21 protein-coding genes are annotated in these 25,582 nt (G+C 40.5%); 13 read left to right on the forward strand and 8 right to left on the reverse strand.

The features are described from left to right. Positions 1-6: 6 nt before the first annotated feature. From sucA to ACFI4Z_RS17465, 5 genes are all read left to right on the forward strand, one after another. Positions 7-2,826: a 2-oxoglutarate dehydrogenase E1 component gene (gene sucA, locus ACFI4Z_RS17445; protein WP_462671658.1), complete on the forward strand. Its 2,820-nt coding sequence runs from the start codon at positions 7-9 to the stop codon at positions 2,824-2,826. Positions 2,827-2,829: 3 nt separating this feature from the next. After that, a complete protein-coding gene (odhB, locus tag ACFI4Z_RS17450) occupies positions 2,830-4,344 on the forward strand; it encodes a 2-oxoglutarate dehydrogenase complex dihydrolipoyllysine-residue succinyltransferase (RefSeq protein WP_462671659.1) in 1,515 nt (504 codons plus the stop codon). Positions 4,345-4,521: 177 nt separating this feature from the next. Further along, positions 4,522-5,688, forward strand: a complete 1,167-nt coding sequence (gene sucC, locus ACFI4Z_RS17455; RefSeq protein WP_087534151.1) for an ADP-forming succinate--CoA ligase subunit beta — start codon at positions 4,522-4,524, stop codon at positions 5,686-5,688. Beyond that, positions 5,688-6,560 carry a succinate--CoA ligase subunit alpha gene (gene sucD, locus ACFI4Z_RS17460; RefSeq protein WP_394190831.1) on the forward strand — a complete coding sequence of 291 codons (873 nt, stop codon included), beginning with the start codon at positions 5,688-5,690 and terminating at the stop codon, positions 6,558-6,560. Before sucC ends, sucD begins: the two co-directional genes overlap by 1 nt. Positions 6,561-6,696: 136 nt before the next feature. After that, the gene (locus tag ACFI4Z_RS17465) at positions 6,697-8,544 is read left to right on the forward strand and encodes a GGDEF domain-containing protein (protein ID WP_462671660.1); all 1,848 of its coding nucleotides are present in this window, start codon (positions 6,697-6,699) and stop codon (positions 8,542-8,544) included. 57 nt (positions 8,545-8,601) lie between these two features. Here the strand turns inward: ACFI4Z_RS17465 and ACFI4Z_RS17470 are convergent, their stop codons facing one another. From ACFI4Z_RS17470 to ACFI4Z_RS17490, 5 genes are all read right to left on the reverse strand, one after another. Next, positions 8,602-10,326 carry a proline--tRNA ligase gene (locus tag ACFI4Z_RS17470; protein ID WP_462671661.1) on the reverse strand — a complete coding sequence of 575 codons (1,725 nt, stop codon included), beginning with the start codon at positions 10,324-10,326 and terminating at the stop codon, positions 8,602-8,604. Between the two features lie 81 nt (positions 10,327-10,407). Beyond that, complete coding sequence (gene tsaA / locus ACFI4Z_RS17475; RefSeq protein WP_462671662.1) at positions 10,408-11,112, reverse strand: tRNA (N6-threonylcarbamoyladenosine(37)-N6)-methyltransferase TrmO; 705 nt, start codon at positions 11,110-11,112, stop codon at positions 10,408-10,410. Between the two features lie 96 nt (positions 11,113-11,208). Beyond that, complete coding sequence (locus tag ACFI4Z_RS17480; RefSeq protein ID WP_462671663.1) at positions 11,209-11,781, reverse strand: outer membrane beta-barrel protein; 573 nt, start codon at positions 11,779-11,781, stop codon at positions 11,209-11,211. 219 nt (positions 11,782-12,000) lie between these two features. Beyond that, complete coding sequence (locus tag ACFI4Z_RS17485) at positions 12,001-12,471, reverse strand: acyl-CoA thioesterase (RefSeq protein WP_394190841.1); 471 nt, start codon at positions 12,469-12,471, stop codon at positions 12,001-12,003. A gap of 90 nt (positions 12,472-12,561) precedes the next feature. Continuing rightward, positions 12,562-14,208, reverse strand: a complete 1,647-nt coding sequence (locus ACFI4Z_RS17490) for an electron transfer flavoprotein-ubiquinone oxidoreductase (protein WP_462671664.1) — start codon at positions 14,206-14,208, stop codon at positions 12,562-12,564. 196 nt (positions 14,209-14,404) lie between these two features. Here ACFI4Z_RS17490 and ACFI4Z_RS17495 point away from each other — a divergent pair, with 196 nt between their 5' ends. Then, on the forward strand, positions 14,405-15,154 hold the full coding sequence (locus tag ACFI4Z_RS17495) for an electron transfer flavoprotein subunit beta/FixA family protein (protein WP_462671665.1): 750 nt from the start codon (positions 14,405-14,407) through the stop codon (positions 15,152-15,154). Next, positions 15,155-16,081 (forward strand): electron transfer flavoprotein subunit alpha/FixB family protein, encoded by a 927-nt coding sequence (locus tag ACFI4Z_RS17500; protein ID WP_462671666.1) that lies wholly within the window; start codon positions 15,155-15,157, stop codon positions 16,079-16,081. Positions 16,082-16,167: 86 nt separating this feature from the next. On the opposite strand, the gene ACFI4Z_RS17505 is transcribed toward ACFI4Z_RS17500, so the two are convergent. Next, the gene (locus ACFI4Z_RS17505) at positions 16,168-17,082 is read right to left on the reverse strand and encodes a PstS family phosphate ABC transporter substrate-binding protein (protein WP_462671667.1); all 915 of its coding nucleotides are present in this window, start codon (positions 17,080-17,082) and stop codon (positions 16,168-16,170) included. Positions 17,083-17,196: 114 nt separating this feature from the next. Beyond that, positions 17,197-18,594 carry an asparagine--tRNA ligase gene (gene asnS, locus ACFI4Z_RS17510; protein ID WP_462671668.1) on the reverse strand — a complete coding sequence of 466 codons (1,398 nt, stop codon included), beginning with the start codon at positions 18,592-18,594 and terminating at the stop codon, positions 17,197-17,199. A 285-nt stretch (positions 18,595-18,879) separates the two neighbouring features. Between asnS and ACFI4Z_RS17515 the strand changes: the two genes are divergently transcribed. Beyond that, the gene (locus tag ACFI4Z_RS17515) at positions 18,880-19,314 is read left to right on the forward strand and encodes an AAA family ATPase (protein ID WP_135475325.1); all 435 of its coding nucleotides are present in this window, start codon (positions 18,880-18,882) and stop codon (positions 19,312-19,314) included. Positions 19,315-19,333: 19 nt separating this feature from the next. Here ACFI4Z_RS17515 and bioA read toward each other — a convergent pair whose 3' ends face one another. After that, positions 19,334-20,623 (reverse strand): adenosylmethionine--8-amino-7-oxononanoate transaminase, encoded by a 1,290-nt coding sequence (gene bioA / locus ACFI4Z_RS17520; protein WP_462671669.1) that lies wholly within the window; start codon positions 20,621-20,623, stop codon positions 19,334-19,336. Positions 20,624-20,721: 98 nt separating this feature from the next. Between bioA and bioB the strand changes: the two genes are divergently transcribed. The 5 genes from bioB (at position 20,722) to htpX (ending at position 25,457) form a co-directional block, all read left to right on the forward strand. Beyond that, a complete protein-coding gene (bioB, locus tag ACFI4Z_RS17525; RefSeq protein WP_099293674.1) occupies positions 20,722-21,762 on the forward strand; it encodes a biotin synthase BioB in 1,041 nt (346 codons plus the stop codon). Positions 21,763-21,776: 14 nt separating this feature from the next. Next, positions 21,777-22,931, forward strand: coding sequence for an 8-amino-7-oxononanoate synthase (locus ACFI4Z_RS17530; RefSeq protein ID WP_462671670.1), 1,155 nt, complete (start codon positions 21,777-21,779; stop codon positions 22,929-22,931). After that, positions 22,928-23,761 (forward strand): methyltransferase domain-containing protein, encoded by an 834-nt coding sequence (locus tag ACFI4Z_RS17535; RefSeq protein ID WP_462671671.1) that lies wholly within the window; start codon positions 22,928-22,930, stop codon positions 23,759-23,761. Before ACFI4Z_RS17530 ends, ACFI4Z_RS17535 begins: the two co-directional genes overlap by 4 nt. 10 nt (positions 23,762-23,771) lie before the next feature. Beyond that, positions 23,772-24,455 carry a dethiobiotin synthase gene (bioD, locus tag ACFI4Z_RS17540; protein ID WP_462671672.1) on the forward strand — a complete coding sequence of 228 codons (684 nt, stop codon included), beginning with the start codon at positions 23,772-23,774 and terminating at the stop codon, positions 24,453-24,455. A gap of 138 nt (positions 24,456-24,593) precedes the next feature. Next, positions 24,594-25,457 (forward strand): protease HtpX, encoded by an 864-nt coding sequence (gene htpX, locus ACFI4Z_RS17545; protein ID WP_462671673.1) that lies wholly within the window; start codon positions 24,594-24,596, stop codon positions 25,455-25,457. The last annotated feature ends 125 nt before the right edge of the window (positions 25,458-25,582 follow it).

Consider the following 25,582-nt stretch of genomic DNA (forward strand, 5'->3'; position numbering starts at 1 on the left):
TTATAAATGCACGAAGGTGTGATGAAGGCATGGCTAGAATCTTCACATTTAAACGGCGGTAACGTTGCTTATGTTGAAGAGCTTTATGAAGCGTATTTAGACGATGCGACTTCTGTGCCAGAAGAATGGCGAGAAGTGTTCGAACAATTACCAAAAGTAGATGGTGTGGATGTTGATGTAAAACATTCAGAAGTTCGTTCACAATTTGCGGCGCTTGCTAAAAACAAGCATAGAGAAGTAGTGGTAGCAGAGGGTGGAAGTGGTGACCTTAAACAGGTCAAAGTTCTCCAGCTTATAAATGCTTTCCGTTTCCGTGGTCACCAAAATGCTAATTTAGATCCATTAGATATATGGACTCGCGAACGTGTTCGCGATTTAGAGTTAGAATACCACGACTTATCTGAAGCTGATTTTGACCGTGAATTTAATGTGGGATCGTTTGCCGTTGGCCGCGATACCATGCCTTTAGGTGAACTATATCAGGCTCTTAAGACCACATATTGTGGTTCAGTGGGTGCTGAATATATGCATATCACATCTACTGAGGAAAAACGTTGGTTACAACAACGTTTAGAATCAGTGCAATCACGCCCAAATTTCAGTAAAGATGAAAAGGTCCGTATCCTTAAAGGGTTAACGGCAGCTGATGGTCTTGAGAAATACTTAGGTGCTAAGTTTCCAGGTGCAAAACGTTTCTCACTTGAAGGTGGTGATGCGTTAGTTCCAATGCTTAAAGAGCTTATTCACCGCGCTGGCGAAAGTGGCCAAAAAGAAGCTGTAATCGGCATGGCCCACCGCGGGCGTTTAAATGTTTTAGTTAATGTGCTTGGTAAAAATCCATCTGAATTATTTGATGAATTTGCTGGCAAGCATAAAGACACAAACAGTTCAGGTGATGTTAAATATCACATGGGTTACTCGTCAGATTTTGCGACCTCTGGTGGCAAAGTACATATGGCACTTGCATTTAACCCATCTCACCTTGAAATTGTAAACCCAGTTGTAATGGGATCTGTACGTGCTCGTTTAGACCGTTTAAATGATTCTACGGGTTCAAAAGCACTTCCGATCACTATACATGGCGATTCTGCTATTGCAGGACAGGGCGTAGTTCAAGAAACCTTTAACTTGTCGCAGACCAATGCGTTTAGTTGTGGTGGTAGCATCCGTATTGTTGTAAATAACCAAGTTGGTTTTACAACAAGCAAACAAGACGATGTGCGTTCAACAGATTACTGTACAGACATTGCAAAAATGGTGCAGTCTCCTATTTTCCACGTTAATTCTGATGATCCAGAAGCGGTTGCGTTTGTTACGCAAATAGCGCTCGATTTCAGAAATAAATTTAAACGTGATGTAGTTATCGATTTGGTCTGCTACCGTCGCCATGGTCATAACGAAGCTGATGAGCCTAATGCAACTCAGCCGATTATGTATCAAAAAATTAAAAAACACCCAGTTCCACGTTTGATTTATGCTGATCAATTAATATCAGAAGGCACATTATCTGAGTCTGACGTTAAAGCGTTAGCTGATAGTTACAGAAACGGTTTAGATGATGGTAACTGTGTTGTTGAAGAAGTACAGCCTGAGACATCACATTCATCTGATTGGGCCAAATATGTAGGCCATGACTGGAATGTTGAATACGATGCTTCTATCTCTGTAGAAAAGTTAAAAGAGTTAGGTAACATTGTAGCTAATTACCCTGATGGTCATAAAGCGCAGTCTCGTGTTAAAAAGATTTACGACGATCGTAAGTTGATGGCCGCTGGTGAAAAGCCGCTTGATTGGGGTATGGCTGAAACACTAGCCTATGCAACAATTGCAAATGAAGGCACTGATATACGCCTAACGGGCCAAGATTCAGGCCGTGGTACTTTCTTCCACCGTCATGCGGTTGTGCACAACCAAGCAGACGGTTCTACTTACTTACCACTTCAACATATCAGTGAAGATCAAGGTACGTTTGAAGTATTTGATTCAGTTCTGTCAGAAGAAGCAGTACTTGCATTTGAATATGGCTATGCAACGGCAGAGCCAACGTCATTAGTACTTTGGGAAGCACAGTTTGGTGATTTCGCTAATGGCGCTCAAGTTGTATTTGACCAATTCTTAAGTTCAGGTGAGCAAAAGTGGGGCCGCTTATGTGGTCTAACAATTTTGTTGCCACATGGTTATGAAGGCCAAGGTCCAGAGCATAGCTCAGCACGCCTTGAACGTTTTTTACAATTGTGTGCTGATCACAACATGCAAGTGTGTGTACCATCTACACCCGCTCAAGTATATGCCATGCTTCGCCGTCAATCAGTGCGTCCACTTCGTCGTCCATTGATTGTAATGACGCCTAAATCTTTATTACGCCATCCATTAGCGACTTCTTCATTAGAAGAACTATCGGAAGGTGTTTTCCATAATATGATTGATGAAATCGATGATATTAAGGCTGATAAAGTTGAACGTGTTGTTTTTTGTAGCGGTAAAGTATATTACGAACTACTGCAAGAACGCCGTAAGCTAGAATTAGACAACGTAGCTATTGTACGTGTTGAGCAGCTATATCCGTTCCCGCATGATGAAATGGAGACAATTATGTCTCGTTATCAACATGTTAAAGATTTTGTTTGGTGTCAAGAAGAGCCGCAAAACCAAGGTGCATGGTATTGTTCACAACACCACTTTGTCGATGCAATTCCACAAGGTGCTAAGCTTAAATACGCAGGCCGTAAGGCATCAGCTTCACCGGCATGTGGTTATATGTCAGTGCATACAAAAGAACAACAAGCGCTCGTTGCAGATGCGCTTACAATAGAAAATAAAGGATAAGCAATGAGCACAGAAATTAAAGTTCCTGTTCTTCCTGAGTCGGTTGCTGATGCTTCCGTTGCTACATGGCACGTAAGTGTTGGCGACAAAGTAAGCCGTGACCAAAACTTAGTTGATATTGAAACTGATAAAGTTGTACTAGAAGTGGTTGCACCAAATGATGGTGTTATTACTGAAATCTCTCAAGAAGAGGGTGCAACTGTACTTGGCGACCAAGTTATCGGTTTAATTGGTGATGCAGACGCAGCACCAAGTGAAGAAGCTAAAAATGAAGCACCAGCTTCAAATAAACAAGAAAGTGCGCCAATGGCGCCATCAGCTCCAGCATCAGAAGGTAAAGAAGTGGACATTAAAGTACCCGTACTTCCAGAATCAGTTGCAGACGCAACAGTAGCTACTTGGCACGTTCAACCAGGTGACGCGGTTTCTCGCGACCAAAACTTAGTTGACATTGAAACTGACAAAGTTGTTCTTGAAGTTGTTGCTCAAGAAGACGGTGTAATGGGTGATATCATCCATGCGGAAGGCGATACAGTACTTGGCGATCAAGTAATTGGTAAAGTGAAGGCTGGAGGTGCACCAGCAGCTCCTGCAGCAAAAGAAGAGTCAGCTCCTGCAGCAGATTCTAGCGACAGCTCAGATGTATTAACGCCATCTGTTCGTCGTTTAATTGCTGAGAAAGGCTTAGACGCTTCTAAAATCAAAGGTACTGGTAAAAATGGTCGTGTAACTAAAGAAGATGTTGATACCTTCTTAAAAGCACCTGCACCAGCGGCTAAAAAAGCAGAAGCATCTGCACCTGCTGCTCCAATGGGTGACCGTTCACAAAAACGCGTGCCAATGACACGTTTACGTAAAACGATTGCTAATCGTCTTCTTGAAGCGAAAAACTCTACTGCGATGCTAACTACGTTTAACGAAGTTAACATGAAGCCAATCATGGACCTTCGTAAACAGTATCAAGAAGTATTCGAAAAACGCCACGGTATCCGTTTAGGTTTCATGTCTTTCTACGTGAAAGCGGTAACTGAAGCGCTTAAACGTTTCCCTGAAGTAAATGCTTCAATTGACGGTGATGACATCGTTTATCACAACTACTTTGATATCAGCATTGCTGTTTCTACGCCGCGTGGCTTAGTAACGCCAGTACTTAAAGATTGCGATAAGCTTTCTGTGGCTGAAATCGAAAAAGGTATTCGTGAACTTGCACTTAAAGGTCGTGATGGCAAGCTTTCGCTTGACGATATGACTGGCGGTAACTTCACAATTACTAACGGTGGTGTGTTTGGTTCATTACTATCTACACCTATCATCAACTTACCTCAGTCGTCTATTTTGGGTATGCACAAAATCCAAGACCGTCCAATGGCTGTAAATGGTAAAGTTGAAATTCTTCCTATGATGTATTTGGCGTTATCATATGATCACCGTCAAATCGATGGTAAAGAATCTGTTGGCTTCTTAGTAACAATTAAAGAGTTACTTGAAGATCCAACTCGCTTATTGCTAGATGTTTAATCTAGTTGTATGAAATATAAGCTGTGAATGAACATTCACAGCTTTTTTTTTGCGCCTTTGGTCTAACTGGGGTTTTCATGTTAAGCCTTGGGATCTATACTAAGTGCGCAATTTGGGATAGCTGTTTATTTGCATAAATATTCAGCTCTTTTAGTATAAAAAATTGGATAAAGCATCATGAATTTGCATGAGTATCAGGCAAAACAACTTTTTGCCGAATATGGTTTACCAGTTTCTCAAGGTTTCGCTTGCGATACACCTGAAGAAGCTGCAGCAGCTGCTGAAAAAATTGGCGGCGATATGTGGGTTGTTAAAACTCAGGTTCACGCAGGTGGACGTGGTAAAGCTGGCGGTGTAAAGCTAGTTAAAACTATCGACGAAGTAAAAGAATTTGCTGCAAACTGGTTAGGTAAAAACTTAGTTACTTACCAAACAGACGAGAATGGTCAGCCTGTCGCTAAAATTTTAGTAGAAAGCTGCACAGATATCGCCAACGAATTGTACTTAGGTGCAGTTGTTGACCGTGCTTCTCGCAAAGTTGTTTTCATGGCGTCTACAGAAGGCGGTGTTGAAATTGAAACTGTTGCAGAAGAAACACCAGAGCTTATCCACAAAGCTGAGATCGATCCATTAGTAGGTCCTCAAGCTTACCAAGCACGTGAACTAGGTTTCAAATTGGGTCTTAACCCAACACAAATGAAGCAGTTCGTTAAGATCTTTATGGGTCTTGGCAACATGTTCAACGATTTCGATTTCGCACTTTTAGAAATCAACCCGTTAGTAATCACAGACGAAGGTAATCTTCACTGTCTTGACGGTAAAATCGGTATCGATGGTAATGCACTTTACCGTCAACCAAAAATCCGTGAGTTCCACGATCCATCTCAAGAAGATGCACGTGAAGCACACGCAGCAAGCTTTGAGCTTAACTACGTAGCGCTAGACGGTAACGTAGGTTGTATGGTTAACGGTGCGGGCCTTGCGATGGGTACTATGGACATCGTAAACCTACACGGCGGCAAGCCAGCTAACTTCCTAGATGTTGGTGGCGGCGCGACTAAAGAACGTGTTTCTGAAGCATTCAAAATCATTCTTTCTGACGATAATGTTAAAGCTGTTTTAGTTAACATCTTTGGTGGTATCGTACGTTGTGACATGATTGCTGAAGGTATCATTGGCGCGGTTAAAGAAGTAGGCGTTAATGTTCCTGTTGTTGTACGTTTAGAAGGTACTAACGCTGAACTTGGTCGTGACGTTCTTAAGAACTCAGGTCTAGATATCATCGCTGCTGAATCACTAACAGATGCTGCTGAGAAAGTTGTAGCTGCTGCGGAGGGCAAATAATGTCTGTATTAATCAATAAAGATACAAAAGTTATCTGTCAAGGTTTCACTGGTGGCCAAGGTACTTTCCACTCAGAGCAAGCGCTTGAGTATGGTACACAAATGGTTGGTGGTGTTAGCCCAGGTAAAGGCGGTCAAACGCACCTTGGTCTTCCAGTATTCAACACAGTACGTGATGCAGTACAAGAAACTGGAGCGACAGCTTCGGTAATCTATGTACCAGCACCTTTCTGTAAAGATGCAATCTTAGAAGCTATCGATGCTGGCATCGAGCTGATTGTTTGTATCACTGAAGGTATTCCTACACTAGACATGGTTGACGTTAAAGTTAAGCTTGATAACACTGGTGTTCGTATGATCGGTCCTAACTGTCCAGGTGTTATCACTCCTGGCGAGACTAAGATTGGTATCATGCCTGGTCATATCCACAAGCCTGGTAAAGTAGGTATTGTTTCTCGCTCTGGTACTTTAACGTACGAAGCTGTTAAGCAAACTACTGATGCTGGTTTTGGTCAGTCTACGTGTGTAGGTATTGGTGGCGACCCAATTCCTGGTACTAACTTTATCGACGTTTTAGAAATGTTCGAAAAAGATCCACAAACTGAAGCAATCGTTATGATTGGTGAAATCGGTGGTACTGCAGAAGAAGAAGCTGCAGAGTACATCAAAGCAAACGTAACTAAGCCTGTTGTTTCTTACATTGCTGGTGTTACTGCACCAGAAGGTAAGCGCATGGGTCACGCGGGCGCAATCATCGCTGGCGGTAAAGGTACTGCTGATGAAAAATTTGCTGCATTAGAAGCTGCTGGCGTACAAACTGTACGTTCACTTGCTGATATCGGTAAAGCACTTAAAGAAAAAACTGGCTGGTAATAGCTCATTTTTCTTAGAAAAGGCTCACTTTTAAAGTGAGCCTTTTTTGTTTTCCTAAATAATTTAGGTATTCATTAGTAAAATATTTTACTGTCGTTATAATAGCTTTGGTCATAATTAGTTAAAGTTCATTATAATGCGGTTAATCAAATTCTTAGTAGTGTGTGTATGTTGGTTTAACCCTCTGTATAGCTATGGAACAACAGACCATTACGAAGAATTGTTACGTGTTGAACAACAGGCACTTGCTGAACCAATAAAATATATTTCTATCTTGTCCTCAGATCATTCAGTTGAAAACCGCGCAACGAATAATAATTTATTTAATAAAGTTTTATTAGCACGCTTATATTCATTTCATGGTGACGTAACTCTTGCTAAATTGACATTTGACTCAGTTTTTCCAAAGCTACCTGAGAGTGATTTATGGTTACGTGGTTATTGGATGTTATACCGCAGTAGTTTATCGTTAGAAGAGGGCAAACTGCCACAAGCGTTAAAACAAATAGATCAAGCTATTGTATTATTTGTTAGAGCCAACAATCTGAAAATGCAGATCAGGGCCAGAACGAGTAAAGCAATATTACTTCTTTGGCAAGAAGATTATGAATTATCTATTGAGTTATTAGAAGCTGCATATTTGATGTCTAAAACTTCGCAAATACCAAATTCAACCATGAATTATGTTTATACAGGATTTGCAGCGTATTACACATCAATGTCGATTTTTGACCAAGCAATTAAATATGCGGAGCTTGCGAAAGACAATGTGGTTAATAATGGTGATGTTGTAAATGGTTTACCCATTATTTCAGTTCTATGTTCAACCTATGAAAGGGCACAGCAACTCGATTTAGCCAATACATGCTATGAACAAATGATAGATTTATCAGTTACTGTAAAAGTTCCTCGTTATTTGTTTTGGGGGCCAGCTGGAAAAGCATCTGTTGCTATTAAACAGCAAGATTATTCTACAGCGCTTAAACTATTATATTTAGCTAAAAGTTATCTACCTGATTTAGCAATTAATCCAGCTCATGTTGTTGCTTTATATAATAACTTTGCGAAATCATTTATAGCACTAAATCAGCCAGCTCAAGCACTAGAATACTTAGCTCGCTCTGAAGAACTATTAAATCAATACCAACGCCCATTGAATAACAGATATAAAAGAAATACGTTGTTATTAAAGGCAAAAAGCCAAGAACTAAAAAAAGACTTCGTAGCGGCTAATGAGTCTCTTTGGCTTTTTATTGATTTAGTCGAAGAGGCAAAGCTCAGTACGCAACAAAAACTTGAGCAAGAAGCACGTTCAAAATTTGAATCCACCCAGCAAGAAATTAAACTACAACTTGCAGAAGAGAAGCTTAAAAATCAGCAAATAGAACTCGAGCGGTTAGAAAAAGATGCGCAATTGCAAACAGCTTATTTAATTATCGGTTTTTTGGCCTTTGTTTGTATTACTATTTTTACCTTTAACCAACATAAAGCGTTTCGCAAAAGTCAGTACCGCGCTAATACTGATGTACTGACCGGTGCCCCAAATCGAAGGTATATTCTTGATTTTGTTTTGAAGAAACTACTTGAAAGGGAGAAGGTGTTTGCACTAGCTATTTTAGATATTGACCATTTTAAGCATGTAAATGACAAATATGGCCATGACATAGGCGATCAAGCCTTGATTGGTTTTACCCAAACACTTAAAGAGTATCTTAATAACACTGTCTGTAAGTTTGCACGCTTTGGTGGAGAAGAGTTTCTAGTGGTAATGCCAGGCTATGATATTACTAAAGCAAAACAGTTTATAACTGGATTATGTGATGTGATCAGAACAACGACCTACACTGAGGAAACAATCTCTTTAACCAGTAGTGCTGGTGTTTCACAATACATAAAGGGGATAAAGTTGAACGCTATTTTAAAACAAGCCGATGAAAAGCTTTACGAGGCGAAAAATACAGGTAGAGATAAAGTTTGTAGCTAAGGTTTACTATAAAAAAAGCCGCATATGCGGCTTTTTACGTTCACGTTATAGCGTGTACTAGCTAAATACTGCTGCTTTTATAGTTTCTACTGCAGTGTCTAAATCAAGCATTAGTTTTTCACCGGTATGGCGGTTTTTAAGCTCAACCTTGTTTTCATCTAGGTTACGCTCACCAATAACAAGCGTGTATGGTACACCTAATAATTCCATGTCATTAAACATCACACCTGGGCGCTCTTTACGATCATCAAACAATACATCAAGACCTGCAGATTTTAATCCATCATATAGATTATTAGCAATATCAGGAATACGATGAGATTTGTGCATATTCATAGGCACTATCGCTAAATCAAATGGTGCAATTGGCTTTGGCCATTTAATACCATATTGATCGTTATTCTGTTCAATGGCAGCGGCAACAATTCTTGAAACACCAATACCATAACAACCCATGGTCATTACTTGGTTTTTACCTGACTCACTGAGTACGCCTGCTTTCATCGCCTCTGAGTACTTAGTACCAAGTTGAAAAATATGCCCAACTTCAACACCACGTTTGATTTGTAATGTGCCTTGACCACATGGACTAGGATCGCCTTGTACAATATTGCGTAAATCTGCAACCTGGTATTCAGTTACATCACGATCCCAATTAATACCACTAAAATGTTCATCGTCTTTGTTCGCACCAGCTACAAAATCTGCCATTACATTAGCAGTACGATCTACAATTATTGGCATAGATAAACCAACAGGACCAATAGAGCCAGGCTTTGCGCCAATTGCAGCAACAATTTCAGACTCAGGAGCCATTTCGAGTGGCGAATGGACTAGGGGGTGGTTTTGTGCTTTTAATTCGTTTAACTCATGATCGCCACGAATAACAAGGGCAACTAAACCTCGTTCACCGCTCTCATCTGCAGTGCCATATACGATAAGTGTTTTTACACCACGATGAGGTTTAACACCGTAATGTTTTTTAAGTTCACTGATTGTTTTAGCATCAGGTGTAGGAAAGGCTTTTAATTCTTTACTTGGGGCAGGGCGCTCCTCACTAGGGGCAAGGGCCTCGGCTTTTTCAATATTGGCTGCATAATCACTGGCATCGCTAAATGCAATAGCATCTTCACCTGACTCTGCAAGTACATGAAACTCATGTGAAACACTACCACCGATAGAACCCGTATCAGCAAGCACTGGACGATAATCTAAGTTTAAACGCTCAAAAATATTGCAATAGGCTTTATGCATTATTTCGTAGGTATTGTTTAAACAGTCGTCACTTAAATGAAATGAATACGCATCTTTCATGGTGAACTCACGCGCTCGCATAACACCAAAGCGTGGACGGCGTTCATCGCGTACTTTTGTTTGTACTTGATAAAGTGTTAACGGTAATTGCTTGTATGAGTTAATTTCTTTACGAACAAAGTCGGTGATCACTTCTTCATGAGTAGGGCCAAGTGCAAAAGGGCGATTGTGGCGGTCATTAAAGCGTACTAGCTCATCGCCAAATTGATCCCAACGGCCAGATTCTTGCCATAAATCGGCAGGTTGAATCACTGGCATTAGCATTTCAATTGCGCCTGCTTTATCCATTTCTTCACGGACAATGGCTTCAACTTTGCGTAACACACGTAAACCAGACGGTAGCCAAGTATATAAACCCGACGCAACGCGGCGGATCATGCCTGCTCTTAACATTAATTGATGTGAGATAATTTCAGCATCTGCTGGCGTTTCTTTAAGTGTTGCGAGTATATATTGACTGGTACGCATGATTTTTCCGATAGTTATAAAATTATTCAACGTTAAGTTTAACAGCGCTAGCTTTTACACTAAAGCGCTAAGTTTAGTTTTCTACAGTTTTTCTATATGGCTTACATAGTTATGATCACCATTGACTTGCCAACGAATATTAAAGTTATATAAAGTCATGCCATAACTTTGCTCACCGTCCTTTTGTTTCTTATAGGCAGGGCGAGGATCTTGTTTTAAAACATTAGCTATAAAGTCTTTCAGCTCAGGGTGCTGGTTTTGAGCCTTAATAAACTGCTCAGCTGTTTCGCTAAATTCAACACTCATTTGAGTGTGCGGCCGCACATCAGCAAAGCCGGCACTGGCATCATGCATGGCATCAGAATAAGGCAGATACGGTTTAATATCTAAGATAGGAGTGCCATCGAGTAAATCAATCCCTGATAATAATAGACTCAACTGCCCATTTTGATATTCAATACCTTCGAGCTTAACAGCACTCATACCAATGGCGTTAGGCCTAAAAGTGGCACGTGTTGCAAATACGCCTTTACGATCATTACCACCTAAACGAGGTGGCCTAACCATCGCTGAGTAACCTTTATCAGCAGTTTCATGAAAACGGAATAAGAGCCAAATATGGCTAAACTCATCAAGCCCGCGAACAAACTCTTCACGATTGAAATCAGCACAAAATACAAGTTTAGCTTTAGCTTGTGGTACTAATCTAGGTTGGCGAGGAATTGCAAACTTTTGTTTATATGGAGATTCAATATGACCTACGGCGGTTAACTGATAGTCGCTCATAAAACCAATCTTGTTGTTTATTTTGCGCTATTCTAACTGTTAAATACAAAAAAAGGCAGCCGAGGCTGCCTTTTTAAATTAAACCATTCGGTCTAATTAAAACATGTACTGCACAGATACTGAAGCAACGTCCATATCTGGGTCAATATCGTCTTCTAATTTATAACGTTCGTATTCTAAGCGCATCTGAACATTCTGAGTAAACGCATATTCAATACCTGCACCGTAAAATACGTCACCACCATCTTGGTCTGCTGAGACACTACCAACCGCTGGAATGTCTGTTGTTACTTCAGCATCCCACTCAAGCCAACCACCTTTAGCGTAGATAGAAAAGCTTTCTGTTAATGGAGCTGAAAGACGAGCGGCAAGAGATACGCCATCAACTTCAGCATAACTATCGATGTCACTTACTTCATCAAAATTCTGGTAAGCTAATTCAACACTAATGTATTTGTTAAACTGAGCACCCACATAACCTTTAAGCATTTGTGAGTCGTCATCGAAATCTGTATCGTTTTCTGAGTCTTCAAACTCAAAAGAATATTGTCCATAGCCGATACCTGTATATATGCTCGGCATATCCATATCAGTTACTTCTGCCTGGGCCGTATTATTAAAACCAAATAGCGCTAGTGCAACAGCAGAAATTGAAAGTGATTTAATCATTTAATAGCTCCTTTACAAAATAAAAAATAAATAACTCTTTGTTATTTTCCATTTATATAGGTGCAGTCATTGTGCCAAAGTTTTATCGAGCAATTAATGTTCTATTTGGCTATTTAATATATTAAAAAGCCATGTTTTGCTTTATTTTCAGTCACCTATTCAGTTTCATAAAGGCCATTTTTGCAAATCAGTTGTAACTTTTACAGAGCGCCTAAATAGTTACGGGGCTGTTTTATGTAGCAAGGTCTCCGTTTCTATTGCAATTTGTTTCATCTTAATTGCATAGTTTTCAAGCTGTTTCTCATCATTAGTCACCGCTGTATAGGTTGGCACTTGCACAGGGTAACCCGTTTCATCCATCGCAATAAAGCTGATGATACAGTGATTAGTTTCAACCAAGTTCTGTGTCTTTGGATCACCGCAGCGCACTTGTATAAAAATTTGCATGCTGGTTTTTCCTGTGTGCGCTATTTGAGCTTTTACTTCAACTATTTGACCAACCAATATTGGTCGCCTAAATTTAACCCCTGCAACAGATACAGTAACGCAATAATGACCACTCCAGCCGGCTGCACATGCATAGCCTGCTTGATCAATCCACTTCATAACAATGCCACCATGCACTTTACCACCAAAGTTAACATCAGTCGGCTCTGCTAAAAAACGAAACACCACATTATCTGAAGACATAAATAAACCCTTAATTTTACTGACGGTATTATTCAGCATAGCGCAAAAAAGGGGCCGAAGCCCCCTGCAATTTAGGATTTGTTAAGGTTCTTACATATTTGGGTAGTTTGGTCCACCAGCACCTTCAGGTGTCACCCATGTTATGTTCTGGCTGGGGTCTTTAATGTCGCAGGTTTTACAGTGAACACAATTTTGTGAATTGATAACAAATTCATCTTTACCTTCTATCTGCTGTACTTCATATACGCCAGCAGGGCAGTATCGTTGTGCAGGCTCGTCAAATTTAACAAGATTCACATCGATTGGAATTGCGCTATTTTTTAACTGTAAGTGACAAGGCTGTGACTCTTCGTGATTTGTGTTCGATAAAAATACCGACGATAACTTGTCAAAACTCAATTTACTATCAGGTTTAGGGTAGTTAATTTTATCTGCTGCGTTTTTATCCACTAAAGTATCGTGGTCTGGTATATTATCTTTAAACGTAAACGGTAACGCCCCTGCAAATATATTTTGGTCAATTGTGTTGTATGCACCACCAATAAATTTACCTAACTTATGCATAACAGGACCAAAATTACGTGATTGATGCAACTCTTTATATGCCCAGCTTTGCTTAAAAGCATCGGTGTATTGTGTTAAGTCTGTATTCGCTTGATCACTCGTAATGGCGTCTAAAATAATATCCGCGGCAATCATGCCTGACTTCATTGCAGTATGATTACCTTTAATTTTTGCAAAGTTTAATGTGCCTGCATCACAACCGACGAGTAGACCACCTGGAAAATGCATTTTAGGTAAAGAGTGTAAACCACCTTTTGCTATAGCACGGGCACCATAAGCAATCCTTTCGCCACCATCAAGCACATCTTTGAAAATAGGGTGGTGCTTCATGCGTTGAAATTCATCAAATGGGCTTAAATGTGGATTTGAGTAATTTAAATCAACAATTAAACCAACCACAACTTGATTATTCTCAGCGTGATACATAAATGCACCGCCATTGGTGTCACCGGCTAGTGGCCAACCTGTGCCATGTACAACGGTACCTTCTTTGTGTTTACTTGGGTCTATCTGCCAAATTTCTTTAAAACCCAACCCATAGTGCTGTGGTGATGCATCCTTATCGAGTGCAAATTGATTTATAAGCTGTTTACCTAAATGCCCTCGGCAGCCTTCTGCAAATACAGTGTACTTGGCACGTAGTTCCATTCCTGGCATGTAACCATCTTTCTCATTGCCTTCTTTATCAAGGCCCATGTCACCGGTAATGATACCTTTTACAGTGTCATCTTCAATTATTAATGAGTGCGCACTAAAGCCTGGAAATATTTCGACCCCAAGGTTTTCAGCTTGTTCTGCCAACCAACGACATACGTTAGCCATAGAAACAATATAGTTACCATCGTTATGAAATGTTTTAGGCGTTGCAAAATGAGGAATTGCTGTTGCTTTTGATTCATTGTTGAACCAATAAATTTCATCATTAGTTACTTTAGTTGCCACGGGAGCACCTAATTCTTGCCAATTAGGGAGTAATTCGTCTAATGCGGTTGTTTCAAATATAGCGCCCGACAATATATGAGCGCCCACCTCAGAGCCTTTTTCAACAACACAGATCATGCATTCTTGTTCTTTTTGTTGTGCTTGCTGCGCTAATCTAATTGCAGTTGATAGTCCCGCAGGACCAGCCCCAACAATGACTACATCAAATTCCATGGTTTCGCGTTCGACCATAATAACCTCTTGTGTGTGACGGACCTGCACCTTTTACAAAGGGGATTTCATACTTGCAAATGAAACGTTACAGGCTGTGAATAGTTTAAGGTTATTTTAGGTTGACGTTTACGTCAACAGGAAGTAGTCTGAATTCATAAAATAAATAGGTTGACGTACACGTTAGCTTGTAGGTTTAAATAATCAGGGAGTTCCTATGAAAGTTCTCGTTCCAATAAAAAGAGTCATCGATTACAACGTAAAAGCACGCGTTAAATCAGATAACAGTGACGTTGATCTTACCAATGTAAAAATGGCAATGAACCCATTTTGTGAAATTGCGATTGAAGAAGCCATTCGTTTAAAAGAAGCTGGAACCGCAACAGAGGTAGTTGCTGTTACTATTGGCGCTAAAGCATCACAAGAGCAGTTGCGCACAGCATTAGCATTAGGTGCTGACAAAGCAATACACATTGAAACAGATGAAAAGCTTGAGTCACTTCATGTTGCTAAACTTCTCGCAAAAATAGTTGAGCAAGAATCACCAGATCTCGTTATTTTAGGTAAACAGTCAATTGACTCAGATAACAATCAAACTGGCCAAATGCTTGCTGCGTTAACAAATCGCGGTCAAGGTACTTTTGCATCAAAGGTCGATGTGGAAGGCGGTACTGTAAAAGTTACGCGTGAAGTAGATGGCGGCTTGCAAACAGTTGAATTAAAACTACCAGCGATTGTAACAACTGATTTACGCTTGAATGAACCTCGTTACGCTTCTTTACCTAACATTATGAAAGCTAAACGTAAGCCACTTGAGGTTATTGCAGCAGATAGCTTAGGCGTTGATTTAGCACCGCGTTTACAGCTTGTGTCAGTCAATGAACCAGCAAAACGTACTGGTGGTATTATTGTTGAAGATGTTGCCCAATTAGTTGAAAAACTAAAAACAGAAGCGAAGGTGATTTAAATGAAAACATTAGTAATAGCAGATCATGATAATGGCCAACTAAAGCCAGAAACATCTAAAACTATTAATGCTGCGGTTAAATTAGGCTTTGCTGTTGATGTACTTGTTCAAGGTGCTGACATTAGTGCTATGGCAAATGAGGTTGCCCTAATTGAGGGGGTTAGCAATGTACTTGTTGCTGATAATGCTGCTTACACACATCAACTAGCCGAGAACACGGCTGATTTAGTTTTATCTTTGGCATCTGATTATTCTCACATTGTAGCCAGTGCAACCACCACAGGTAAAAACTTTATGCCTCGTGTGGCAGCGTTATTAGATGTGGCGCAAATTTCTGAAATAATCGATGTTGTTGATGCAGATACCTTTAAGCGTCCAATCTACGCGGGTAACGCAATTGCGACAGTAAAATCACTAGACACTAAAAAAGTGATTACTGTTCGCGCTAGTAGCTTTGATTTACAAAATGAGCAAGCTGCTGCACCTACAACAACTATTGATGCAAGATTAGAAAATCAATTAAGTAGCTTTGTTAGTGTTGAACAAACAGAATCTGAACGCCCTGAACTAACTGCGGCTGATGTAGTTATATCTGGTGGTCGTGGTATGCAAAATGGTGAAAATTTTGCTCTGTTAAATGGCATTGCCGATAAGCTCGGGGCAGCCATTGGTGCTTCACGTGCTGCAGTTGATGCCGGTTTCGTCCCTAATGATATGCAAGTAGGGCAGACGGGTAAAATTGTTGCGCCAAACTTATACATTGCGGTGGGTATTAGCGGTGCGATACAGCACTTAGCAGGAATGAAAGATTCTAAAGTGATAGTTGCTATAAACAAAGACCCTGACGCACCGATTTTCCAAGTTGCAGACTATGGGTTAGTTGCAGATTTATTTGATGTACTACCAGAGCTAGAAACAGCACTGTAAATCATAAACGATTCTGGTTGTTAAAAGCTGTTGTTCCTTTGGTTCGCAGCTTTTTTTTATGCCATATCCAAACTCCCTCTAGATGCTTAGTTCACCATCACATAGTGCAATTTAGATAGTTTCTTCTTAACAGCATCACTATTGAGAAAACGCAGTAGTTGTTCGCCCTTCTTCATTGATTTATCTGACTGAGTGTTAATAATAATTACCAGCGGCCTTACAAAGCTGTACTCACCACTTTTAATGGTTTCAAAACTAGGTTGGACACCATCAATAGATAAAATGCTAATTTTATCTATTCTTTTTAACTCTGAAAATTGTGAAATAGCTCCAAAAGATTCATAAGCAATAGCGGACGATATACGTTGTACAATTCCGAGTGCTTGATTGAACTCATTGTATAAAAGCACATTATTTTTTGAAAATAGCCCTCTGTTTCCTGCTTTTTTAAGTTTTATAGAGTCAGCTTGTGGCAACTTCATATAGTCAAGAGACAAATACTCTAAAAACACATCAAACGTACCGTGTTGAACTCCTTTACTGAATAAATCGATTTTGTTGTTCTTCTTTGATTTCTTTTTCTCAAAGGTTGCCAGCTGTGACCACTCATCAATTTGACCAGAATAGATACCTCTAAGTTGATCAACAGAAAGGTTAGATAGCTTATTGTCGGAGTTTGTAAAAAATACCAATGCATCTTGCGCAAGTACAATTTGTTTAAGGTGAGGCCATTTCTCTTGTTCGAGCTTTGTCATATAGCGTGATGACGCGCCTATATCTACAAGGTTTTGTGCGATAGCAGTGATGCCTTTATCACTTCCCATGCCACGCAGTTGCATAATCGATTTGTTTTGCTCATTAAAATCTTGTTGAATAAGCTCCAGCATTTGAGTTACAGACGTAGAGCCTGCGACGAGTAACGTCTCTAAACTGGGCTTTTCTTGAGCGTATATGTAAGGCGTAAAGGATAAAACTATAAATAATATCAGCTGTTTAAACATATAATTCGTATTGTAGAGTATTTTAGATAAGTGTAGTTCAAACTCACTAGAACAATAAATAGGAACAAAAAAACCAACCCTAGGGTTGGTTTTTATATTAATCATACTAATTAATTAGTATGTAGCACTGCCTTTTGTACGTGGGAAGGCAATAACATCACGTACATTAGCCATACCAGTTACGTAAGCTACTAAGCGTTCAAAACCTAAACCAAAACCAGAGTGTGGTACTGAACCATACTTACGTAGGTCGCGGTACCAGCTGTAGTCTTCTTTGTTCAAGCCCATTTCTTCTAAACGTGCATCAAGTACGTCAAGGCGTTCTTCACGTTGTGAACCACCAATGATCTCACCAATACCTGGTGCAACTACGTCCATTGCAGCAACGGTTTTGCCGTCTTCATTTTGGCGCATGTAAAACGCTTTAATATCACGTGGGTAGTTTTTAATAACTACTGGCGCTTTAAAGTGTTCTTCTGCAAGGTAACGCTCATGCTCAGACTGTAAATCTACACCCCATTCAACGGCGTATTCAAACTTTTTGCCACAGGCTTTTAGTATTTCAACAGCGTCAGTGTAATCAACTTGAGCAAAGTCTTTCTCTACAAACTCTTCTAAGCGTGAAATAGCTGTTTTCTCTACACGTTGTGCAAAAAATTCCATGTCATCACGGCGCTCTTCAAGCACGGCTTTAAATACATACTTAAGCATGCTTTCAGCCAATTTTGCGATGTCTTCAAGATCTGCAAACGCAACTTCCGGTTCAACCATCCAGAACTCAGCAAGATGGCGAGAAGTATTTGAGTTCTCAGCACGGAAAGTCGGGCCAAAGGTGTAAATTTTTGACATAGCCGAGGCGTATGTCTCACCATTTAATTGACCTGATACAGTAAGAAACGCTTCTTTACCGAAGAAGTCTTCACTGTAATCAACATCGCCTTTATCTGTGCGTGGTAAGTTTTGCATATCTAACGTAGACACGCGGAACATTTCACCTGCACCTTCACAGTCACTTGCAGTGATGATAGGGGTGCTGATCCAGTAATAACCCTGCTCGTGGTAAAAACGATGAATCGCTTGTGCTAAGCAGTTACGAACACGTGTTACTGCGCCGATAATGTTTGTACGAGGGCGAAGGTGTGCATGTTCGCGTAAGTATTCAATACTGTGACGCTTAGCTGCCATAGGGTACGAGTCTGGGTTTTCTACCCAGCCTAATACTACAACCTTATTCGCTTGGATTTCGAATGACTGGCCTTTGCCTTCAGATTTAACCAAAACACCTGTTACTGATACAGAGCAGCTAGCTGTTAACCGCGTTACTTCTTCGTAATTGGTTAGTGAATTAGGCACTACCGCTTGAATTGCGTCAAAACATGAGCCGTCATGAACGGCTAAAAATGAAATTCCTGCTTTTGAATCGCGGCGAGTACGGATCCAGCCTTTTACTGTTACTTGGCTGTCTACCGCAACCTTGCCTTTTAATAGCTCTGAAATCGCTAAGTGGCTCATCTTCACTCCAATGATATAAGTTGCCTACATTAATAAATGTGTGCGTTGTTGCACTTGAACCCCGTATCTTACCTTTGAACGGAAAATAAAAAAACATGTGCATGCAACTCTTTGCAATTTCTTTATGCTTTTTTTGTACAATTGAGACTTTTATTTATAAAGCGATTGAATATTAAACACTGAATTAAATAAATCTGCCTTTAGTGTGCGATTAATCCTCGTTTTATGGCATTATAGATTTCTAATTTTGTATCTTTAACTAATTAACTAACAATTATAGGTTCCATGAAACAAGTCTTTATTTTACGCGGCCTGCCAGGCTCAGGTAAGTCATACTACGCACAAACGCTTGCTGACGAGCTCGTCACAGGTGATCAAAGCCAATACTTGATTTGCTCAACAGATGACTATTTTTATGATGAGCAAGGTGAATATAAGTTTGATAAATTTAAGTTATCGCAGTTTCATAATTTAAATCTAGCTCGCTTTATTAATGCTTTATCACAATCAATTCCCTTGGTAATAGTTGATAACACTAATATTAAAAAGTGGGAATTTATTGCTTATAGTCAAGCCGCTATAGCACTTGGCTATCAAGTTAAAGAAGTGATTGTCGGTGAAGTCAAAGATAAATCAATGCAACACTTATATGCTAAACGTAATAGTCATAAAGTGCCGTTAAAGATGATCAGTAAAATGGCTTACATGTTTGAATGGTAAAACATGTAAGCAGTGCTTTTTAGTATTGATTATTAGCAATCGCATTGTAAATAGCGTCACTAAGTATCTTGATATCCTCAGCCGTGCTTATGTACGGTGGCATTAAATAAATTAACTTGCCAAATGGGCGTATCCATACGTTTTGGCTGATGAAGTACGCTTGAATTTTTGCAACATCAACTTCACAAGCCAGCTCCACAACACCGATAGCACCCAGTGTTCTTACATTTTTTACCTGTTCAAGCTCTGCACATTTATTTAATGATGCTAAGGCGTTATTGAGTTGTGTAATTTGCACCGACCAATTTTGCTGCAATAACACATCAATACTGGCACATGCCACAGCGCAAGCTAGCGGGTTGCCCATAAATGTAGGACCATGCATTAGCACTCCCGCTTCACCTTCACTTATACCAATTGCAATTTTGTCTGTGGTTAGCGTGGCCGATAGTGTCATTGTACCGCCGGTGAGTGCTTTACCTATACACATGATGTCGGGCTCAATATCACTGTGTTCAACACCAAACATTTTACCTGTTCTGCCAAAGCCTGTGGCTATTTCATCGCAAATCAGTAAAACATTATACTCATCACATAGCCGTCTAACCGCTTTTAGGTAATCAGGGTGGTAAAAGTTCATTCCCCCTGCATTTTGTACAATTGGTTCAATGATAAAGGCGGCAACCTGTTGATGGTGTAGCTTAAAATAGTGTTCAAGTTGTTCGGCTTCATTGTCGTCAAACAGTTCACCAAATTGACTAACAGGGGCAGGAACAAAAACATGTTCAGGTAAAAAACCACTGTACAAGGAATGCATTGAATTAACGGGGTCGCAAACACTCATGGCAGCAAATGTATCACCATGATAGCCTTTTAATGGTGTCATGAGTTTTTGCTTAGTAGTGATACCTTGGCTTAACCAATATTGCAGCGCCATTTTTATTGCCACTTCAACAGAAACCGACCCGCTGTCCGCTAAAAATACTTTTTGTAAGCTCTCAGGGGTAATAGCAACGAGCTTTTTGCACAGTTCAATTGCAGGCTGGTGGGTAATTCCGCCGAACATAACGTGGCTCATAGTGTCTATTTGTTGATGCATAGCTGCTTTCAAAGCAGGGTGCCCGTAACCATGAATAGCACTCCACCAAGAGGCCATGCCATCAATTAAACATTCACCTGTTGCTAAGTAAATTTTATTACCTTGCGTATGCGTAACAGGGTAGACCTCAAGCGGCTGTGTCATTGATGTGTAAGGGTGCCAAATGTGTTGACGATCAAAATCAAGGTCGATTGTGTGTTTTTTAATCATTAGTAAACTTTAATCTATTGCGTTTCGTTGACAATGTTACGCCAAGTCTTAGACTAAACCAATATCCACCGTCATTTAAAAAATAAAAAGAGAGAGTTATGGAGTTTGCAGCCGTTCGTCACGATTGGACACACAAAGAAGTAAAAGCATTATTTGAAATGCCATTCAACGATTTACTATTCAAAGCCGCCTCTGTTCACCGTGAAAATTTTAATCCCAACGAAGTGCAAATTTCTACGTTACTATCTATTAAAACCGGTGCATGCCCAGAAGATTGTAAATACTGCCCGCAATCAGGCCATTACAAAACAGACTTAGAGCGTGAACGTTTACTCGAAGTCGAAAAAGTGGTTGAACAAGCACGCGCAGCCAAAGAAAAAGGCGCAACCCGTTTTTGTATGGGCGCTGCATGGTCAGATCCAAAAGATCGTGATATGCCCTATATTTCACAAATGGTAAAAGAAGTAAAAGAACTTGGCCTAGAAACATGCATGACACTTGGTATGTTAGATAACGATAAAGCACACGCATTGCGTGACGCTGGGCTTGATTACTACAACCATAACCTTGATACATCGCCTGAGTATTATGAGCAAATTATTTCAACACGCACGTATCAAGACCGCCTAGACACCATTGGCAATGTGCGTGATGCCGGCATGAAAGTATGCTCTGGTGGTATTGTGGGCATGGGTGAAGAAGCATCAGACAGGTTTGGTTTACTCATGGGGCTTGCAAACTTGCCACAGCAACCCGAAAGTGTACCAATCAATATGTTGGTTAAAGTAAAAGGCACGCCACTTGAAAATGTGGATGATTTAGACCACTTTGATTTTATACGCACCATAGCAACAGCGCGTATTATGATGCCTAAAAGTTACGTACGCTTATCAGCAGGTCGTAATGCAATGAACGAACAAATGCAATCAATGTGCTTTTTTGCCGGTGCTAACTCTATATTCTACGGTGATAAATTACTTACAACCGAAAACCCAGAAGCAGATGCGGATATGAACCTGATTAAAAAATTAGGCATGAACCCAGAAAAACACCAAGACTATTCAGATGAAGCCGTTGCCGCATCGTTATCATCTAAAGTGGCTGATAAGGCGACCTCTGAATTGTTTTACCCTGCATAACGCAGCGTTCAATTATGTTATTCGACTATATAAACGACCATTTGAATGCGCGCGAGCAAAGCGCGCTAAAGCGCAAACGCCATATTGTTAACCCAATCAGCGCACGGGAAATTGAGGTAGACAATAAACGCTACCTCAACTTTGCGAGTAATGATTACTTGGGGGTTGCCGATGAGGTCATCGCGTTTGATACATCGCGCACGTTGGGGAGCCATAGTTCAGCGTTAGTAACAGGCTACCAACAAGCCCAGCAGCAGTTAGAGCAATATTTATGTGCTCAATTTGGTTATGAAAATGCAATGCTGTTTAACTCGGGCTTTAGTGCAAATAGCAGCGTAATTAAAGCGTTGTTTCAAGATAAAGCCATTGCGCAACACAGCGCTGTTTTTCAAGATAAGTTAAATCATGCCAGCTTAATTGATGGTGCTTTGCATGCAAACGCCGCGTTGGTGCGCTTTAATCATAACGACTTGAATCACTTACGCTCTCGGCTTGAAAAATCCAACGCAAAGCATAAATTAATTATCAGCGAAGGGGTCTTTTCGATGGATGGCGATCAAGCGCCATTGCAGGAATTACTCAGTTTAGCAAAACAACACAGTGCGTGGCTGATGATTGATGATGCGCATGGGTTTGGTGCATTAGGTGACACGGGCCTTGGTAGTTGTGAACCCTTGATTGCAGCGGGAGATCTCCCTGATATTTTGGTGATCACTTTTGGTAAGGCGGTTGCTAGCAGTGGTGCGTGTGTATTAGGCACAGATGCGTTTATCGATTACATGGTGCAATTTAACCGTGATTACACGTATTCAACAGCTATGTCGCCCTTTAATGCATCGCATACTTTAGCGCGAATCAAAACACTACGTGATGCAAATGAAAAACGAGCGGCATTAAAGGCAAATATTACGTTATTTAAACGTTTAGCCAGTGAGCACAGTATTGCGCTTATGGAGTCAAATACCGCAATTCAACCCATAGTTTTAGGGTGTGCCCAGCAAACATTAGCAGCATGTGAACACCTTAAACAACAAGGTATCTGGTTAAGTGCTATACGCCCACCGACCGTGCAGCATAATACCTCGCGTTTACGCGTTACGTTAACCGCTGCACATACACAGCAAGACATTAATACACTTATAACGTGTTTACAAAAGGCCATTGCATGATAAGCCCACACGCCGTTATTGCTGATAAACCAAGTTATGCACAAGTAAAGTGTTTAGCTAATAATAGTGCAAAACACGCAACACAACGCAAGTTTTCAACAGCTGCAAACAGTTATGCAGCGCATGCAAATGTACAAAAACAAGCAGCTAATGACCTGTTTAAATTAATGGCGATACCTGACAGCGCTCAACAAGGCTACTGTGTTGATTTAGGGGCAGGCCCTTTGGTTAATACCCATGCTTTAAAGGGGTTATATCGTCATGTATTAGCGATAGATTTAAGCCATACAATGCTCAAAAGTAGTAATGTGGTTGCTCCGCGAATTTGCGCCGATATGGATAATTTACCGCTACAAGCAAACAGCATTGATGCAGTGTTTAGTAATTTTGCTGTGCAATGGTCAGCTAATTTTGAAACGTTAATGCACTCACTATATAAAGCGTTAAAACCAGGTGGCCGGGCGTATATTAGCGCTGTGGTTGAAGGCTCTCTGGATGAGATAAAAACCGCGTTTTCAGTGCTTGATTCACATAGCCGAATAAATCGTTTTCAAACTCATAGCAATATAAACCAATCGGTCATAAATGCAGGCTTTAAACTCAACAGTGCTACAAAAGTGATTTATACCGACCAATTTTCGAATCCTTTAAGCGCAATTCACTCAATCAAAGCCATTGGCGCGACATCACAAAACCATTCAACCCAACGTACGGGTTTATTAACTAAATCGGCTTTACAAAAAGTGTGTGCCGCGTATCCGCTAATAAACAACCAAGCCCATGTATCTTACCATGTGGTCTTGTTATCATTAGAAAAAGCAAAAATATAAAGGCAAGGTAATGAACGAATTTTTTATCACGGGCACTGACACTGACGCCGGTAAAACCCATGTAACCAGTTTGCTATTAAAGTTACTCGCCCAACATAAAAAACGTGCTATTGGTTTTAAACCCATAGCCTCTGGCTGTGAAATAGCGTTCGACCAACTGGTTAATGCCGATGCCCTAATGCTCATGGAAAGCGCCACTGTTAGTGCAAAATACGATGTGATTAATCCATTCTCGTTTGCGCCAGCCATTGCGCCACATATTGCTGCACAAAAAGCAGGGGTAACCTTAAGTGTTGAAAAGCTCTCAGCGGCTTATCAAAAAATTAAAAGCCAAGGCGCTGACTACCTACTAACAGAAGGTGCTGGTGGCTGGGCATTACCAATTAATGATAACCAATATTTATATGATTGGGTAAGTGCAGAGCAACTCCCAGTAATATTGGTTGTGGGTATGAAACTAGGCTGCATTAATCACGCGTTGTTAACCGCTGCGCATATGCAGAGTGTGGGGGTAAATTGCATTGGCTGGATAGCCAATCAAGTTGATAGCGAAATGGATGAATACCAAGCAAATCTTGATTCACTGAAGGCGCGCTTACCCATGCCACTGCTTGCAATAAGCCCCTATACTGAGCAAACACCTAAGTTACAAATTTATAAAACCCTCCTTGAAAAATTATCAATAAATCCATAAATAACCCTTGTGTTGTGACATAGTTTGTCACAGAATAGCGCTGACGTTATGACATAATCTGTCATAACGCAGTTTTGCTATGCCCGATCAGCATTTGCTTTATCGCTCAGCAATAGTTGTTATTTTTGGAGAACAAGTATGAAACGTGTATTTTTATTTTTATTAACTAACCTCGCGGTGATGTTGGTATTAGGTGTTGTGCTTTCAATAATAATGAGTGCGCTGGGCCTGAGCCATCGAAGCCTTGGTGGTATTTTACTAATTGCAACAATATTTGGTTTTGGCGGATCGTTTATTTCGTTGTATATGTCGAAATGGATGGCAAAAAAATCAACAGGGGCAAAGGTTATTGAGCAGCCTCGCAACGAAACAGAACACTGGTTATTAAACACCGTAGCACAGCAAGCGCAAAAGGCCGGTATTAAAATGCCTGAAGTCGCCATTTACGACAGCCCAGAAATGAACGCCTTTGCTACAGGTCCGAGTAAAAATAATTCTTTGGTGGCAGTTAGCACAGGTCTAATGCACAACATGACGCAAGACCAAGCCGAAGCAGTGTTAGCCCATGAGGTGTCTCATATTGCTAATGGCGACATGGTAACCCTTACGCTGATTCAGGGCGTAGTGAATACCTTTGTTATTTTTGCTGCTAAAGTGTTGGCTGGTATTGTTGATAACTTTATTAACAGTGATGAAGAAGAGGGCGGTAATAGCTGGACATACTTCTTATTTGATATGCTATTCCAAGTGCTATTTGGTGTATTAGCCAGCGTAATTGTTGCACACTACAGCCGTAAACGTGAATTTGCAGCCGATAACGGCGCAGCACACTTGGTTGGAGCAGACAAAATGCGTTCTGCGCTTGAACGTTTAAAGCAAAATCACCCATCGCAATTAGAAGGCTCAATGATGGCCTTCGGTATTGCTAGCGGTAAAGGTATGGCGGAATTATTTTCGTCACACCCACCACTTGATGCGCGCATAGACGCGCTTCGTCGATAAGCTAATACAAGCTAGAACAAACACATAAAAGCCTGCATTTGCAGGCTTTTTAATTTTGATAGCGTGTCTTGTCCTGAAATGTATTTACACATTTAGGACTTATTTATGAAGACCACCGAAACTAA

Source organism: Pseudoalteromonas sp. RWi3 (assembly GCF_054960735.1).

Bases quoted from the DNA above. Each gene is read 5' to 3' on its own strand.
- bioA (WP_462671669.1), bottom strand. From the start codon at position 20,623: ATGATTAAAAAACACACAATCGACCTTGATTTTGATCGTCAACACATT.
- odhB (WP_462671659.1), top strand. From the start codon at position 2,830: ATGAGCACAGAAATTAAAGTTCCTGTTCTTCCTGAGTCGGTTGCTGAT.
- ACFI4Z_RS17465 (WP_462671660.1), top strand. From the start codon at position 6,697: ATGCGGTTAATCAAATTCTTAGTAGTGTGTGTATGTTGGTTTAACCCT.
- htpX (WP_462671673.1), top strand. From the start codon at position 24,594: ATGAAACGTGTATTTTTATTTTTATTAACTAACCTCGCGGTGATGTTG.
- sucD (WP_394190831.1), top strand. From the start codon at position 5,688: ATGTCTGTATTAATCAATAAAGATACAAAAGTTATCTGTCAAGGTTTC.
- ACFI4Z_RS17505 (WP_462671667.1), bottom strand. From the start codon at position 17,082: ATGTTTAAACAGCTGATATTATTTATAGTTTTATCCTTTACGCCTTAC.
- ACFI4Z_RS17480 (WP_462671663.1), bottom strand. From the start codon at position 11,781: ATGATTAAATCACTTTCAATTTCTGCTGTTGCACTAGCGCTATTTGGT.
- sucA (WP_462671658.1), top strand. From the start codon at position 7: ATGCACGAAGGTGTGATGAAGGCATGGCTAGAATCTTCACATTTAAAC.
- ACFI4Z_RS17515 (WP_135475325.1), top strand. From the start codon at position 18,880: ATGAAACAAGTCTTTATTTTACGCGGCCTGCCAGGCTCAGGTAAGTCA.
- ACFI4Z_RS17490 (WP_462671664.1), bottom strand. From the start codon at position 14,208: ATGGTCGAACGCGAAACCATGGAATTTGATGTAGTCATTGTTGGGGCT.
- ACFI4Z_RS17495 (WP_462671665.1), top strand. From the start codon at position 14,405: ATGAAAGTTCTCGTTCCAATAAAAAGAGTCATCGATTACAACGTAAAA.
- tsaA (WP_462671662.1), bottom strand. From the start codon at position 11,112: ATGAGCGACTATCAGTTAACCGCCGTAGGTCATATTGAATCTCCATAT.
- ACFI4Z_RS17535 (WP_462671671.1), top strand. From the start codon at position 22,928: ATGATAAGCCCACACGCCGTTATTGCTGATAAACCAAGTTATGCACAA.
- asnS (WP_462671668.1), bottom strand. From the start codon at position 18,594: ATGAGCCACTTAGCGATTTCAGAGCTATTAAAAGGCAAGGTTGCGGTA.
- bioB (WP_099293674.1), top strand. From the start codon at position 20,722: ATGGAGTTTGCAGCCGTTCGTCACGATTGGACACACAAAGAAGTAAAA.
- sucC (WP_087534151.1), top strand. From the start codon at position 4,522: ATGAATTTGCATGAGTATCAGGCAAAACAACTTTTTGCCGAATATGGT.
- ACFI4Z_RS17470 (WP_462671661.1), bottom strand. From the start codon at position 10,326: ATGCGTACCAGTCAATATATACTCGCAACACTTAAAGAAACGCCAGCA.
- ACFI4Z_RS17530 (WP_462671670.1), top strand. From the start codon at position 21,777: ATGTTATTCGACTATATAAACGACCATTTGAATGCGCGCGAGCAAAGC.
- ACFI4Z_RS17485 (WP_394190841.1), bottom strand. From the start codon at position 12,471: ATGTCTTCAGATAATGTGGTGTTTCGTTTTTTAGCAGAGCCGACTGAT.
- bioD (WP_462671672.1), top strand. From the start codon at position 23,772: ATGAACGAATTTTTTATCACGGGCACTGACACTGACGCCGGTAAAACC.
- ACFI4Z_RS17500 (WP_462671666.1), top strand. From the start codon at position 15,155: ATGAAAACATTAGTAATAGCAGATCATGATAATGGCCAACTAAAGCCA.